General features: G+C 32.0%; 15 protein-coding genes. 13 read left to right on the plus strand and 2 right to left on the minus strand.

Going from position 1 to position 13,896, the window contains the following annotated elements; all coding sequences use genetic code 11:
- Positions 1–3: 3 nt before the first annotated feature.
- The 6 genes from glmU to truA are packed head-to-tail and all read left to right on the plus strand — an operon-like array spanning position 4 to position 5,791.
- Entirely contained in the window at positions 4–1,320 is a 1,317-nt protein-coding gene (glmU, locus tag ACNI3C_RS05340; RefSeq protein WP_419771219.1) for a bifunctional UDP-N-acetylglucosamine diphosphorylase/glucosamine-1-phosphate N-acetyltransferase GlmU, read from the plus strand.
- Positions 1,317–2,609: a bifunctional phosphopantothenoylcysteine decarboxylase/phosphopantothenate--cysteine ligase CoaBC gene (gene coaBC, locus ACNI3C_RS05345; RefSeq protein ID WP_419771220.1), complete on the plus strand. Its 1,293-nt coding sequence runs from the start codon at positions 1,317–1,319 to the stop codon at positions 2,607–2,609. The genes glmU and coaBC overlap by 4 nt, the downstream gene beginning before the upstream one ends.
- Positions 2,602–3,291 (plus strand): di-trans,poly-cis-decaprenylcistransferase, encoded by a 690-nt coding sequence (locus ACNI3C_RS05350; RefSeq protein ID WP_419771221.1) that lies wholly within the window; start codon positions 2,602–2,604, stop codon positions 3,289–3,291. Before coaBC ends, ACNI3C_RS05350 begins: the two co-directional genes overlap by 8 nt.
- Entirely contained in the window at positions 3,278–4,048 is a 771-nt protein-coding gene (locus tag ACNI3C_RS05355; protein WP_419771222.1) for a prepilin peptidase, read from the plus strand. The genes ACNI3C_RS05350 and ACNI3C_RS05355 overlap by 14 nt, the downstream gene beginning before the upstream one ends.
- The gene (locus ACNI3C_RS05360) at positions 4,049–5,065 is read left to right on the plus strand and encodes an LptF/LptG family permease (protein ID WP_419771223.1); all 1,017 of its coding nucleotides are present in this window, start codon (positions 4,049–4,051) and stop codon (positions 5,063–5,065) included.
- Between the two features lie 3 nt (positions 5,066–5,068).
- Positions 5,069–5,791, plus strand: coding sequence for a tRNA pseudouridine(38-40) synthase TruA (truA, locus tag ACNI3C_RS05365; protein WP_419771224.1), 723 nt, complete (start codon positions 5,069–5,071; stop codon positions 5,789–5,791).
- Here truA and ACNI3C_RS05370 read toward each other — a convergent pair.
- Positions 5,788–6,717, minus strand: a complete 930-nt coding sequence (locus ACNI3C_RS05370) for a TAXI family TRAP transporter solute-binding subunit (protein ID WP_419771225.1) — start codon at positions 6,715–6,717, stop codon at positions 5,788–5,790. The two genes, truA and ACNI3C_RS05370, sit on opposite strands and share 4 nt — an antisense overlap.
- Positions 6,718–6,879: 162 nt before the next feature.
- On the opposite strand from ACNI3C_RS05370, the gene ACNI3C_RS05375 reads away from it, so the two are divergent.
- The 7 genes from ACNI3C_RS05375 (at position 6,880) to ACNI3C_RS05405 (ending at position 13,199) form a co-directional block, all read left to right on the plus strand.
- Positions 6,880–8,226, plus strand: a complete 1,347-nt coding sequence (locus ACNI3C_RS05375; RefSeq protein ID WP_419771226.1) for a sodium-dependent transporter — start codon at positions 6,880–6,882, stop codon at positions 8,224–8,226.
- Complete coding sequence (locus tag ACNI3C_RS05380; protein WP_419771227.1) at positions 8,227–9,372, plus strand: MFS transporter; 1,146 nt, start codon at positions 8,227–8,229, stop codon at positions 9,370–9,372.
- Entirely contained in the window at positions 9,369–9,725 is a 357-nt protein-coding gene (locus tag ACNI3C_RS05385; RefSeq protein ID WP_419771228.1) for a hypothetical protein, read from the plus strand. The genes ACNI3C_RS05380 and ACNI3C_RS05385 overlap by 4 nt, the downstream gene beginning before the upstream one ends.
- 206 nt (positions 9,726–9,931) lie before the next feature.
- On the plus strand, positions 9,932–11,608 hold the full coding sequence (locus ACNI3C_RS05390; RefSeq protein ID WP_419771229.1) for an AAA family ATPase: 1,677 nt from the start codon (positions 9,932–9,934) through the stop codon (positions 11,606–11,608).
- Between the two features lies 1 nt (position 11,609).
- Entirely contained in the window at positions 11,610–11,927 is a 318-nt protein-coding gene (locus ACNI3C_RS05395; RefSeq protein WP_419771230.1) for a nucleotidyltransferase family protein, read from the plus strand.
- Entirely contained in the window at positions 11,920–12,273 is a 354-nt protein-coding gene (locus ACNI3C_RS05400; RefSeq protein WP_419771231.1) for a HepT-like ribonuclease domain-containing protein, read from the plus strand. The genes ACNI3C_RS05395 and ACNI3C_RS05400 overlap by 8 nt, the downstream gene beginning before the upstream one ends.
- On the plus strand, positions 12,273–13,199 hold the full coding sequence (locus ACNI3C_RS05405) for an HNH endonuclease (RefSeq protein ID WP_419771232.1): 927 nt from the start codon (positions 12,273–12,275) through the stop codon (positions 13,197–13,199). The genes ACNI3C_RS05400 and ACNI3C_RS05405 overlap by 1 nt, the downstream gene beginning before the upstream one ends.
- A 126-nt stretch (positions 13,200–13,325) precedes the next feature.
- On the opposite strand, the gene ACNI3C_RS05410 is transcribed toward ACNI3C_RS05405, so the two are convergent.
- Entirely contained in the window at positions 13,326–13,844 is a 519-nt protein-coding gene (locus tag ACNI3C_RS05410; RefSeq protein ID WP_419771233.1) for an ORF6N domain-containing protein, read from the minus strand.
- Between the last annotated feature and the right edge of the window lie 52 nt (positions 13,845–13,896).

Below are 13,896 nucleotides of genomic sequence, written 5' to 3' on the forward strand. Positions count from 1 at the left end.
TATATGAAAAAAAATTTATCAATTATTATTTTAGCAGCAGGTGCGGGTACGAGAATGAAATCAAGTTTACCAAAGGTTTTGCATAAAATCTCAGGTAAACCGATGTTATATTATTCTATTTTGGAATCACTTAAATTAAGTGATGATGTAACAGTTGTTTTATATCATCAAGCTTCATTGGTACAAAAAAGCATGGAGAGTTATTTCAAAGAGGAAGTCGATACTGGCAAAATAACATTTGTCATTCAAGACCATAAAAACTATCCCGGTACTGGTGGTGCAGTTATGGGAATTACACCCAAACATGAAAAAACGTTGGTGCTAAATGCCGATATGCCTCTTATACAAGCCTCTGAATTGGAGAAATTTGAAAGTGATGCCGTTATTGTTATGTCGGTGTTAGAACTGGAAAGTGCAGATGGATATGGAAGAGTGGTGATTGAAAATGGCAGTGTAGTGAAAATTGTTGAACAAAAAGATGCTTCAGAAAGTGAACTTTCTATTTGTACAGCCAATGCAGGCATTTACCAATTTGAGACTCAATTTTTACTTCAAAATTTACCCAAACTCAACAATAATAATGCTCAAAAAGAGTATTACATTACCGATTTGGTTGAAATGGCAATAAATGCCAATTTGAGTTTAAAACCTTTAATCGTCAGTGAAGAGAACTTCAAAGGGGTTAACTCAAAAGTGGAGCTTTCACAAGCAGAAGTGATTCATCAAAACAGAATCAAACATGAGTTTTTAAAAGCAGGTGTTATCATGCGACTGCCCGATACCATTTATATTGAACATGGCGTAGAAATTGAAGGAGAGTCTGTTTTAGAAAATGGAGTTACTCTGTTGGAAAATGCAAAAATCATCAATTCGCACATTAAAACCAACTCCATGGTTCAAGACTCTGTTATAGAAAACTCCGATGTGGGACCCATGGCCAGAATTCGACCAGGAAGTTATTTGAAAAATACCCATATTGGTAATTTTGTTGAAACAAAAAAAGCCCATTTAACAGGTGTTAAAGCGGGACATTTAAGCTATTTGGGTGATTGTGAAATCAATGAAGGTACCAATATTGGGTGTGGAACCATTACGTGTAATTATGATGGAATCAATAAACATAAAACCATCATTGGCAAAAACGTCTTTGTAGGAAGCGACACACAACTTGTAGCGCCTGTAACGATTGAAGACGATGTTTTAATTGCAGCGGGAAGTACCATTACAAGAAATGTCCATAAAGGTTCATTGGCAATTACCCGAGCACCTTTAAAGATTATAGCCGGTTATTTTTATAAATTTTTTGGGAAAAAACAATGAGTTTTGAAGCTTCAAACGAACTTTTAAAAAATAAAAATATTCTCGTAGGTGTTACGGGGTCTATTGCTGTATATAAAACTTTGGAGTTAATTCGACTGTATATTAAAGCGGGTGCCAATGTTAAAGTGATCATGACAAGTGCTGCAAAAAAGTTTGTGACTCCTTTGACCTTTGAAACCATTTCTCAAAGTCTCATTTTGGATGAAAACTCTGAATCTTGGGATAAACACAGTGTGTATAATCATATTGCCATTGGAAAATGGGCCGATATTTTTGTCATAGCACCGGCAAGTGCAAATACCATCAATAAACTCTCTCATGGAATTGCCGATAATTTACTCACTCAAACAGCCCTTGCTTACCCACGCAGAAAACTGCTTTGTCCTGCTGCAAATACCAATATGCTCGCCAACCCAATTACGCAGGCAAGTTTGAAAATGCTTAAATTGTGCAATTATATCATGGTTGAACCCATTTCAAAAGAGTTGGCTTGCAGAGATGTTGGAAGTGGTGCCATGAGTGAGGTGGAAGATATTTTCTTTGCAACAGCACGTGAGCTTTTAAGTGAAGAGTATTGGAGTGAAAGAAGAGTAGTTTTAAGTGGAGGCGGAACAGTAGAAAAAATTGACGATGTTCGATATTTGAGCAATTTCTCTTCGGGTAAAATGGCTTCAAATTTAGCCTTGGCTCTCTATTTAAAAGGGGCTGATGTCTGTTTGGTAACAACCAGAGGTCATGAAGATTTACCCAAAGCCATTCATACTATTGTGGTGCAATCAAGCAGTGAAATGTATGAGTATTTAGAAGATGCCATTCGAGTAGCAAAAAAAGGGAAAATGAGTTCAACCACACTTATGGATGATTCAAATCCTACCTTGATTCAAAAAAAGCCGTACTTGTTTATGGTAGCAGCTGTAAGTGATTATTTGCCTGCCTTTGCCCAAGAAGGAAAACTTAAAAAAGAGTTATTGGGGGCATCTTGGAGTTTGGAACTCAAACAAAACATGGATATTTTGCACTCTTTAAATAAGCAAGAGATTATTTCTATTGGCTTTAAAGCGGAAACCGACGAAGTGGTTGCTCAAGAGAATGCACAAAAAATGTTGAATAAAAAAGAGTTAGATGGGGTTTGTTTGAATGTAATCAATGAAGAGAATCATTTTGGCTCTTCACACAATACGATTGAACTGTTTTTAAAAAATCAAAAAGAGTCCACTCTCATAAGCGGCGATAAACTCTCATTGTCATTACACCTTTTAGACTCTTTACAAAGTAAATTCAATGATTGATGCACTGCCATTTCCACAGCATATTGCCATTATTATGGATGGCAATGGACGGTGGGCAAAAGAGCGTGATTTAAAACGAACAGCGGGACACGAAGAGGGGGCAAAAGTGGTTCGTGAAATCACCATTCATGCCAATAACATTGGGTTGAAATATTTGACGTTGTATGCTTTTTCGACAGAAAACTGGAGTCGGCCAAAGTTAGAAGTTGAATTTTTAATGAAACTTTTAGAACGCCATTTAAAAGATGAATTGCCCATGTATTTAGAAAACAATGTTCGTTTTAAAGCCATTGGAGATTTATCAAAATTTTCAAAAAGTCTACAAAAAACCATTAAAGAAACCACGCAAAAAACCCTGCATTGCAGTGGCTTAACACAAGTGTTGGCGTTAAACTATGGCAGTCGTGATGAGATGACGCGTGCGGTACAAGCCGTTGTTCAAAAGGGTATGGAAATAACCCAAGAGAGCATTGCTCAAAACTTAGATACCCAAGGTATGCCCGATGTAGATATTTTAGTGCGGACCAGCGGGGAAGTGAGAATCTCAAATTTTCTTTTATGGCAATGTGCCTACGCAGAGATGTTTTTTGTACAAAAATTTTGGCCCGATTTCTCAAAATATGATTTGGATGATATTATAGACGATTTTACAAAAAGGGAAAGACGATTTGGCGGCATATAGTGTAGAGGTTTTCCTGTTTATTACAGGGGTATGTTTTGGCTCATTTATTAATGTATTAATTATCAGATTGCCTTTACATAACTCCATTATTACCCCTTCTTGTTGTCCCACATGCAAAAAAGCGTTAAAGTGGTATCACAATATTCCTATTTTTTCTTATATCGCTTTGCAAGGCAAATGTGCCTATTGTCAAACAGCCATCGATAAACAATATATTATGGTGGAACTTATCGCGGGAGTTTTAACTCTATTGCTGTTTCAAAAATTGCATTTCAGTTCGGATTTTTTTGTAGTTTTGGCTCTTTTTTATCTCTTATTGACACTCTCCTTGATAGACTTAAAATATAAAGCTGTTCCCGATTATCTCTTACTCATTGCGCTTGTTTTGGTTTTTTTTGTGGGAGAGTGGAGCTTTTTAGAGCAATTAAAAAATGCCACTGTTTTTGCAGGGGGCTTTGCTTTGTTATCGTTTGTGGTAACATTTTATATTCAAAACATCAAATCACGACTTTTAAACGATGAAACGTTAACAAAACAAACAGCTTTAGGTGAGGGTGATATTCCTATTGTGGCAATCATTGCTGCACTGGTTGGAATAAAAGCAGGTTTGGTGGCTATATTTTTAGCAGCACTTTTTGCTATAATGCCAGCGGTGTATAACAGTTGGGTTAAAAAAGAGAACGAAACCCCTTTTATCCCCTTCTTAACACTGGGCTTAGCCATCGAATATATTTTCTCATTATCAAAAGGGTTTTAGTTGAAATTAAATCAATATATTTTTTCACAATTGTCATTGTCATTTTTCCCCATCTTTTTTGGGCTTTTTTTTATCACATCAATTATATTTTTAGTGAAAATTGCTGCTTTGACGTCAGTGATTACGATTAATGTATTAGAACTGTTTATGCTCTATTCGTATACCATTCCCAATATTTTATTTTATACCTTGCCCATTGCTTATTTTATTGCATTGGTGATTTCATTGTCAAAACTTTCAAGTGAGTATGAACTTATTGTGATTACCTCTTTTGGCTTAAATCCTTTGAAAATATTAAAAATATTTTTACCCATGACACTGCTTTTAAGTGTGGCACTTGTTGTTGTCTCTGTGGGGTTAATTCCAAAAACAAAATTTTTGACCAATCAAATGTTGAGTGTTAAGAAGAAAGAGGCAAATTTTAACATCAAATCTTCAGAGTTTGGACAAAAATTTGGCGATTGGATGATATATATTACCGATAAAAATGAGAAAACCTATTCCGATGTCAAACTCTTTAAAACTGAAAATTTTACGGATCAATTTATTGTTTCTAAAAATGCTGTGTTGCGTAACAGTGATGGGGAATTGACTTTTACGCTTAATGAGGGGAAACTCTTTTATATTAATCCCAAAGAGCTCAATCAAATTAATTTTGAAACAATGTTGATTGGTGATTCTATTGCCAACAACTCATCTGAAGTTTTCACAACCCCTTTTGAGTATTGGGCTACCAAATTGAGTCTGAATCAAACGACAGATAAATTTGTTTTTTTTATTCTTGTTTCGATATTTCCTTTGGTCTCTCTTTTTTTAGTCATTGCATTTGGGTATTTTAACCCCCGATATGAGAAAAACAGAAGCTTACCGTATGCCATTGTATTTGTGGTTTTATACTATTTTCTTGCCGATTACAGCTCAAAACACTTTTATTATGTGGCGTTGTACACGATACCTTTTCTTTGGTCAGCTCTTTGTTATTATGTCTATATGAAAAAGATTAAACAAGTTTATTGATTCATGAATGTAAAAGTAACCATTTCGTATGACGGTTTTGAGTACAGTGGTTCTCAAAGACAACCCGAAAAAACATCGGTTGAAGACAAATTATTGGAAGCTTTTTCACGCTTAAATGTGGAAGCAAATATTATTTTAAGTGGAAGAACAGACAAAGGGGTACACGCTTCAGGACAAGTTTTTAGTGTGAAACTTCCTCAGCACTTTACCAATTTAGACAGATTCAAAGAGCTTTTAAATCATCAACTCCCATTAAGTATTCGTGCTTTAAAAGTCGAAAGCGTTGATGAGAGTTTTCATGCCAGATTCAGTGCCAAAAAGAGAGTTTATCGATATTTTATTACTCAAAATCCCACCACTCCTTTTAATGCACGATATGTAACGCATGTAAAACACATTGATGAAAAAAAAATCAAAGAGGCCATCAAACTTTTTGTTGGCGTGCACGATTTTGAATATTTTCATAAACTTGGCAGTGATAAAATCAATTTTGAAAAAGAGATTTTTGAAGCGAAATTTTATGCCTATAAAGATATGCATGTGTTTAAATTTAAAGCCAACTCTTATTTGCGTACACAAATTCGGTTGATGGTGGGATTCTTGTTGAAAATATCTGAAGGCAAATTGAGTATGGAAGATTTACAAGCACAACTCAACAAGGAGAAAAAAGTTTTTTATACCCCTGTTGATGGCTTTGGTTTGTATTTGGCAAAAATTATATATTAAAGCAGTTTTGCCTCTTTGTAGTATTTTTTTGCTCCATTGTGTAAAGGGATCAGTAAGCCTTCAAGAAGCGATTTTTTGGTAATGTTTTTATATGCTGGATGAAGCTTTTTGAACTCATCAAAGTTTCTTAATACTGATTTTACAACCAAATAAACTACATCATTACTCATATCTTCTGTGGTAACTAAAAGCGTTTTGAGACCAAATGAAGATATGGCTTTGTCATTGCCTTTATAAATATTTGCAGGAATGAATCCTTTGACATAATCTCTGTTTTCTGCAATAAAAGTATTGATACTTTTGTCATCAAAGGCAATGAGTTTTACGTCCATTGCATTGGCGATGTTGGTGATATTCGCAGTGGGATGACCTACCATATAAAAATAGCCATCAATGAGATTATTATTTAAGGCATTTTGTATGTGGGACATTTTGATTGAATTTTGTTCTTGACGTTTTGGAAGAGGAAGATTAAGCTCTTTAAAAAGGGTTGTAACGGTTTCTTCTGTTCCACTTTTTTCTTCACCTATAAATATTTTTTTACCTTTTAATTCATGGATTGAGTGGATGTTGGACTCTTTTTTAACAATAAAGGTTAAGAGTTCAGGATAGATTGCCATGACAGCTTTGAGTGATGTAAACTCTTTATCGTGATACTTTTTAGCAATATTACTCTGTACAAGAATAAATTGTGCTTTTTTTTGTTTAAGTTTTTCTATGTTATCAATTGAACCGTTTGTCTGTTCATTGACAAACGTAATTTTTGTACTTTTTTGGTATTTGTTGACCATTCTTGCAATGGCTCCACCTGTTGGATAATAGTTCCCAGTAATTGATCCTGTGGCAATTTTATAAATTTCTTGAGCATAAATGGGTGTTGAGAAAAGTGTCAAAAACAGACAAAAGTTAAAGATCTTTTTTAACATGGATATCCTTTAGATAATATTGTTTAAAGTAACATAGTTCAGGTTTAATGACACTTAAAAATGGCATTAAATAATTAAAAATATTATTCCATTTTCTCTTAACGCAATATTTTTTTACTTTTCGTTATAATTTTGGAATTAAATTATGCAAAAAGGAAAATGATGCATAAAAATAGGTTTAGTAGAGTCGGATTTATTCTCGCAGCAGCAGGGAGTGCGGTTGGATTGGGTAATATTTGGAAATTTCCATATATTGCTGGAGACAACGGTGGTGGAATTTTTGTATTGGTCTATCTTGCAACCGTTGTGTTGATTGGAATGTCGATTTTTATTGCAGAGGTGTTTTTAGGAAGCAATGCGCATAAAGATGCGGTATCAACCTTTGAAGTTTTAGCTCCCAGTGAAAAAAAATATTGGAAATACTCAGGATTTATGTTCTTAACGGGTGTTTTTATTCTCTCTTTTTATTCTGTCGTTATTGGCTGGATTTTTAACTACGTTGTCATTGCGGCAACCGATCTTCCTACCAATGTTACCGAAGCGCAAAGTGTGTTCATGAATTTGTTAAAAGAGGATACTTTTACCCAACTCTTTTATTATACACTCGCATTTAGTGTGATTGCGTATACCATTTCAAAAGGGGTTAAAAATGGAATCGAACGATTAAACAATATTTTAATGCCAGCTTTGATTATTATTTTGCTCATTATGTTAGTGTACAGTATGCGATTGGATGGTTTTTTTCAAGCCATTCAATTTATGTTTTATCCCAATGTAGAAAAGTTCCACTCAGGTTCTGTTTTAATTGCGGTAGGACATGCTTTTTTTACGCTCTCTTTAGGGATGGCAACCATTATAAGTTATGCGGCATCATTGGATAAAAATGTGAATATTGTTAAAGCTTCGATGATTGTTGTTATTATGGATACTCTCATTGCACTTGTGGCAGGGGTCATTATTTTTTCAATTATTTTTAATGCAGGAGAAGAGCCTGGACAAGGTGCAGGATTGGTCTTTATTACGTTGCCTGCGATTTTTTATCAAATAGGCGCCATAGGAAATATTTTGGCAATTGCTTTTTTTATTGCACTCGCTTTTGCTGCCATTACGTCTGCCATCTCGATATTAGAACCTACGGTTATGTATCTGATTGAACGACGTAAGATGAGCAGAAAAAAAGCCACCTACAGTGTTGCCGTTGTTTTTTATGTGTTAGGTATCTTTGCACTTTTGTCCAATACCAGCTCCTTTTCAACGCTTTTAACTTTTGGAAACAAAAATCTTTTTGATTGGTTTGATTTTATCAGCGCCTCTATTTTATTGCCAATCGGTGGGATATTGGTAGCTATTTTTGTGGGATATGTTTTGGACAAAGCACTGCTACGAAAAGCACTCTTACCTTATATGAGTGAAACAGTTTATAAAATTTGGCTTTTTTCTATTCGAGTTTTAGCTCCAGTAGCCATTACGTTAATTATGCTTAAAGAGATAGGGGTGATAAAAATATAGATGAAACGCATTGACTTTTTTATCGTTATTTATACGATTATTATTCTTCTGTCCTTGATGTATGCAACACAACCCTTGCAACCTTTATTAGCAGAAGAGTTCAATGTTTCTATCGCCCAAGCCTCCTCTTTTACTGGGGTGATTATGCTTTTTTTAGCCATAGCTCCCATTATTTATGGTTATATTTTAGAGCGAGTCAATGCTAAACGAGTCTTAATTGTGGCTTCACTTATTTTGTGCACAACCAATATTTGTTTGGGATTTTCAAACTCATATGAAGTGTTTTTGTTTTTAAGAACCTGTGAAGCCGTAGTTGTGCCTGCAATTTTAACGGCATGCATGAGTATTTTAGCCAGTGATAAAAAGAACATTAAACTCAATATGTCAATTTATGTTGCATCTACGGTTTTTGGTGGTTTAGTTGGCCGAGTTATGTCGGGTTTAATTGCCACACAATTTGGTTGGCGTTATGTCTTCTTTTCCCTCTCTTTAACACTTTTGGTAGGTTTGTATTTTATTGCTAAACTCTCTTTTACGGGTGAAGCTACTTTGACCAAAGCTAAAGTGCATGATGCCTTACTCATCTTAAAAGACAGACGCTTTTTTGTGATATATCTGCTCATGTTTACGGTCTTTTTTGTTTTTGGTGGCGTGTTAAATATTCTGCCTTTTAGAATCAAAGAGCAATTTCCCGATGTCACAGAAGCGCACATTGGATTGTTGTATTTGGGTTACGGTGTTGGTATTGTGGTTTCACTTATGATTCATAAAATTGTCAATATTTTTAAAAAAGAGCTGCATGCGATTATGTTTGGATTATTCGTACTTATTGCTTCAATTATTCTGTTTTTAAATGACAATATTTGGTTTATTTTTAGTATTGTTTTTGTGCTTTGTTTTGGAATGTTTACGGTGCATACGGTTTCAACTCGTTTAGCAAACTCAATGAAAGAGTCTCAAAAATCGCTGACATCAGGTATGTATCTGACTTTTTATTATTTAGGTGGGGCTGTTGGTACCATTATTCCCGCCATGATATACCAACACTTTGGTTGGGAAATAACGCTTGCCACATTCTCAGGCGTGTTAATCTTTGTAGCGTGGGTTGTTAATGTCAATCGACACCACTTTAAGGCCTATAATTGATTTTAGGCAAATGTCCCTATTGTAAAGATGGAAAAATAGAGGTGCGAAAAAAAGAGATCAACGGCAAAAAAGTAGAACTCTATGCCTGCTCCAATGCCACTTGGAAAACCGAAGATGGTGAACTCTTTGAATTAACACCCGAAGCCACGTGCGATTTTCGTATTTGGCAAAACAGTTTACGAAAATATGGAAAGTATTTAAAACAAAGAGAAGTGAGAGCGTTGCTTGAAGGTGAAGATGTGGTGGTGACGTTTCATTCAAAGAAGTATAAAGAGAAGGTGAGTTATCAGAAGTATATTACGCTAAGTCAAGAGTACGGAGTGTCAGTCATCTGGGACATCGACGTCGAATAAAAAAGCCATCTTTTTAGCAATCTCCGCGTCAGAACAATAAATTTACTCAGTCACATACTTCGTGTATGCTCCCTCCCAAATTGATTCCTCTTCCTTGATCTTACTAAAAATATGGCTTTTTTGTGTTTGAGTTAAAGTGGCAAAATGCTAATTTTTAAATAACATTCTTGTAACATATCTATAAATATTTTATTTAAAGAGTTATTATGGAATTGGTTTATTTGTGGGTTGAGAAATATAAAAATATAGAAAAACAAGGGTTTAGTTTTAGTCCTCGGTTTAATTGTGAGTATGATAAAGATAAAAATGAATTGACTATTGACGAAAATGAAGATTATGTGAGTATTTTTCCTGAGAATATAAATATTACTGCTATTGTTGGGGAGAATGGGAGTGGGAAAAGTAATCTTCTTCATGAACTAAGTAAATTTAGAAAAGATGAAAAATGTAACAATACTGACAGTATACTTTTTTTTTATGATGATGAATCAAAAAAGCTAAAAAGAATTAAAAACGAAGAAAATAAATTTACTATAATATTGTATGATGATAATTTAAAAAATACAAATATTAAATCTACTCATTCAACAGTAGAAAAGAATTTTGAAGAAGCTTTATTTTTATCAACAGATAAAGAACAAAGAGATATATCTTTTGTTCATTTAGCAAATTCAAATAATATAGAATTTAAAGATGAGTTTTCTTTCTTTCCAACACATTTACAAATAATAGTTAATGATAAGATAAATGATTTATTTCAATTTATAGATTTTATAACAATTGATAAACAAAATATTAAGATTAAAGATGAAGAGAAAAAGAATACTTGTGAGTTTTTAAGAAAAAACTTAACTATTGCTATAGAAAAAATAAAAAAAAGAGATAATCTTATTGCATCTTTGAGAGAATATTTATACATAAGATACTTTATTTATAGCTTATCAAGAAATTTAGAAAACCATTATTTTTATAAAGAATTTAAACAAAATATAATAGAACAAGATTATAAAATGGATTATCAATCTTTTATCTCTTTTATATCTGATGAAAAATTTAATAAATCTAAAAACTTAACTTTATTTGAAAAAATACCTGATGTTTTATCAAAAAACATATTAGGAGATGGAACATTTGAAATAAATTTAAAAAAAGATGATGTTTTAGATTTGATTTGTAATTTATTTATGAAATTATTTAAAACAAATTTTTTTACAGAACTAAAAAATAAAAGAATTTATTTTAATGATTTAAGTAGTGGAGAACAACATTTATTGACATTTTTTTCAAAGCTACATTTCATTTTAGATAGATTAGAAATGAAAGAAAATATTTATATATTATTAGATGAACCAGAAACTAAACTACATCCCAATTGGAACAAAAAGTTAGTTAATTATTTATTGAAATTTATAAAAAATACAAGGTTTTTAAAAAATAAAAAAGTAATTTTTATAATTACGACACACTCACCTTTTATTCTTTCAGATTTACCAAAAGAAAATGTAATATTTTTAAAAAAAGATGAAAAGACTGGAAATTGTATTAATGCTACAAATAAAGTCGATATAAATCCTTTCGGGGCAAACATTCATACTTTACTTTCTCATGGTTTTTTTATGAAAGATGGGCTTATGGGTGAGTTTGCTAAGAGTAAAATTGATGATGTGATAAAATATCTAAACAATGGCAAAGATACTACAATAAATAATGATAAAGATGCTCAAAATATTATAAATATTATTGGCGAACCTATCTTAAAAAGAGAGCTTCAAAGAATGTTAAAAAACAAAATGGAGTTGTCAAATAAAGAAGAAATTGATACAATAAAAGAAGAAATTAAAGAATTAACAGAAAAACTAGAAATATTAGAAGGAAAAAAATAAAATGAGTGTCAATGATATTTATGAAAAATTAAGACTTATCAAACCTGTACTTAACAATGATGGAATAAATATTTTAGGTGTATTTGGCTCTTATGCAAGGGGAGATTATACTTCTAATAGTGATATTGATATTCTCTACGAAATACAAGATATAAAAGCTTTTATGCAAAAATATAAAGGATTTACTGCTTTCTCAAAACTTGCGGATACAAAAGAATTTTTAAAAAAAGAGTTACAAAAAGAGGTTGATTTTGTAGATAAAGATACTTTAAATGAGATTGGAAAAGAGTTTATTTTAAAAGAAGTAAAATATGTCTAATATCTCAACTTATGCGAAAACAAAATTTATCTTAAAGATGATAGATAATATTAAAAAAATTATTTCAAAACATGGTGGAATAGTAAAGGCTTTAGAAGATGAATTAGAAGCCCAACCTGCAATATTGATGGCGTTACTTCAAATGGGAGAGAGTCTAAATAAAATTGATAAAGAGATTATTGAAAAGTATAATTTGACACAAGAAGCTAAAGGTTCTTATGATGTAAGAAATTTTATAGCTCATGATTATGAAAGAGTTAGATTGGCAATTGTGGAAGATATTTTAAGAGATAGCCTAGAAGAACTTGAAACAAAGATTTTAAAACTTAGTAATGATTTTGAGTAATGATTAGAATCCAAAAAGATAATTTAGAAGAATTAGCCAATAAACATTATGAAGCCATAGCTGAGTATATTAAAAAAACAAAAAGCAGCAAATATACAATTGAGTTACTAGATAGTCAAGTTAAACTCTGTTTTAATGATAATTGGGATTTTAAAAAGCTAATATTGGCAAAACCAAATGAACTGGAATATCTTTCAAAAATATATAAATCAAAGTGTTGTAATGGTTTTAAATTTTTCCAAACCTTATATGGTTATTTTAATAAAAAAGATAAATTCAAATATGAAAATGAATATTATAATGCCTTTGAATTGGTAAAATCATTAAATATTTCGACTTGTCCATATTGCAATAGAAATGGAATTTATAACATTAAAAACTCAAAAAAAAGAACGAGTGAATTAGACCATTTTTATGCACAAAGTAAATATCCTTTTTTTGCAATGAGTTTTTATAATCTTATTCCCTCTTGTAAAGTCTGTAATCAGCTTAAATCTGATGAAGATAAACAATATATCAATCCATATGATGATAGATTTGATTTTAATAAAAATGCTAAATTTACATTTAAAATTAATGACGCTTCTTTTATTTATTCGCAAAAAGGTTTTGATTTAAAATATAAATTTACTAAAGATGTGAGTTACGAAGAAAAAAAGAGAATAGTCAATAATAGAAAAGTTTTTGAATTGAAAGATTTATATTCTAATCACAAAGACATAGCTTTAGAACTTATCCAAAAAGCACAAATCTATAATGAAAGTTATGTTGATGAACTTTCTCAAAAATATGAGGGAACATTATTTAAAAATCGTGAGGATGTTTTAAGGCATGTAACTGGTGGATATGTAGAGGACAAAGATATAAATAAACGACCACTTTCAAAACTTATAAAAGATATTAGCGAAGAGTTGGATTTAATATAAGTTTCTCATAAATACCTAACAGTCTTCGCATTTCTTACTTTGTGGACAAAGTAAGCCTTGTGCTTGCACTCTTTTTTACTCAAACAGTCCTTGGCTTTTTGCCTGCAAGCAGGATTAACATATATTTTATTCACGAATAAACCCCATTTTTTTCGTCTCTTCTTTTGCTTCATCTTGAAGTGTTTGCATACTGGAAACCACTTGTACGACTTTATTTAAAAGTTCTTGGGTTTGTTTATTGTCGGTTTCTAAAGTTTCCAATCTTTTAATAATGTCAAAATAGGGCACGGAGAGATTTTTTAATTTTGTAAAGGTGCGCATGATAGATATATTAATTTCTACTGCAATTTTACTTTTTAAAACGGTTGCTAACATATAAACCCCTTGTTCTGTAAAGACATAGGGGTTACTTCTTATCATATTAAAATTTGTGGTCGCATTTTGCGACCGCAAATTCTCTATTTCTTTGTTAGTTAATTGAAACATAAAGTCATTTGGAAATCGTTCAGCGTTTCTTTTTACTTGTTCATTAAGACGTTTTGTTTCAACGGCATAAAGTTCTGCTAAGTCTCTGTCAAGCATGACTTGCATACCTCTGATGATAAATATTTTTTCATCAATATATAAATTGCTGGTAATATTCATTTTTAACTCCTAGCATTAATAGAAGTATCGTAGCTATTTTTTTGATTACTTT

The sequence above is a fragment of the Marinarcus sediminis (SeqCode) genome, from assembly GCF_048571275.1.
Lineage (GTDB): Bacteria > Campylobacterota > Campylobacteria > Campylobacterales > Arcobacteraceae > Marinarcus > Marinarcus sediminis.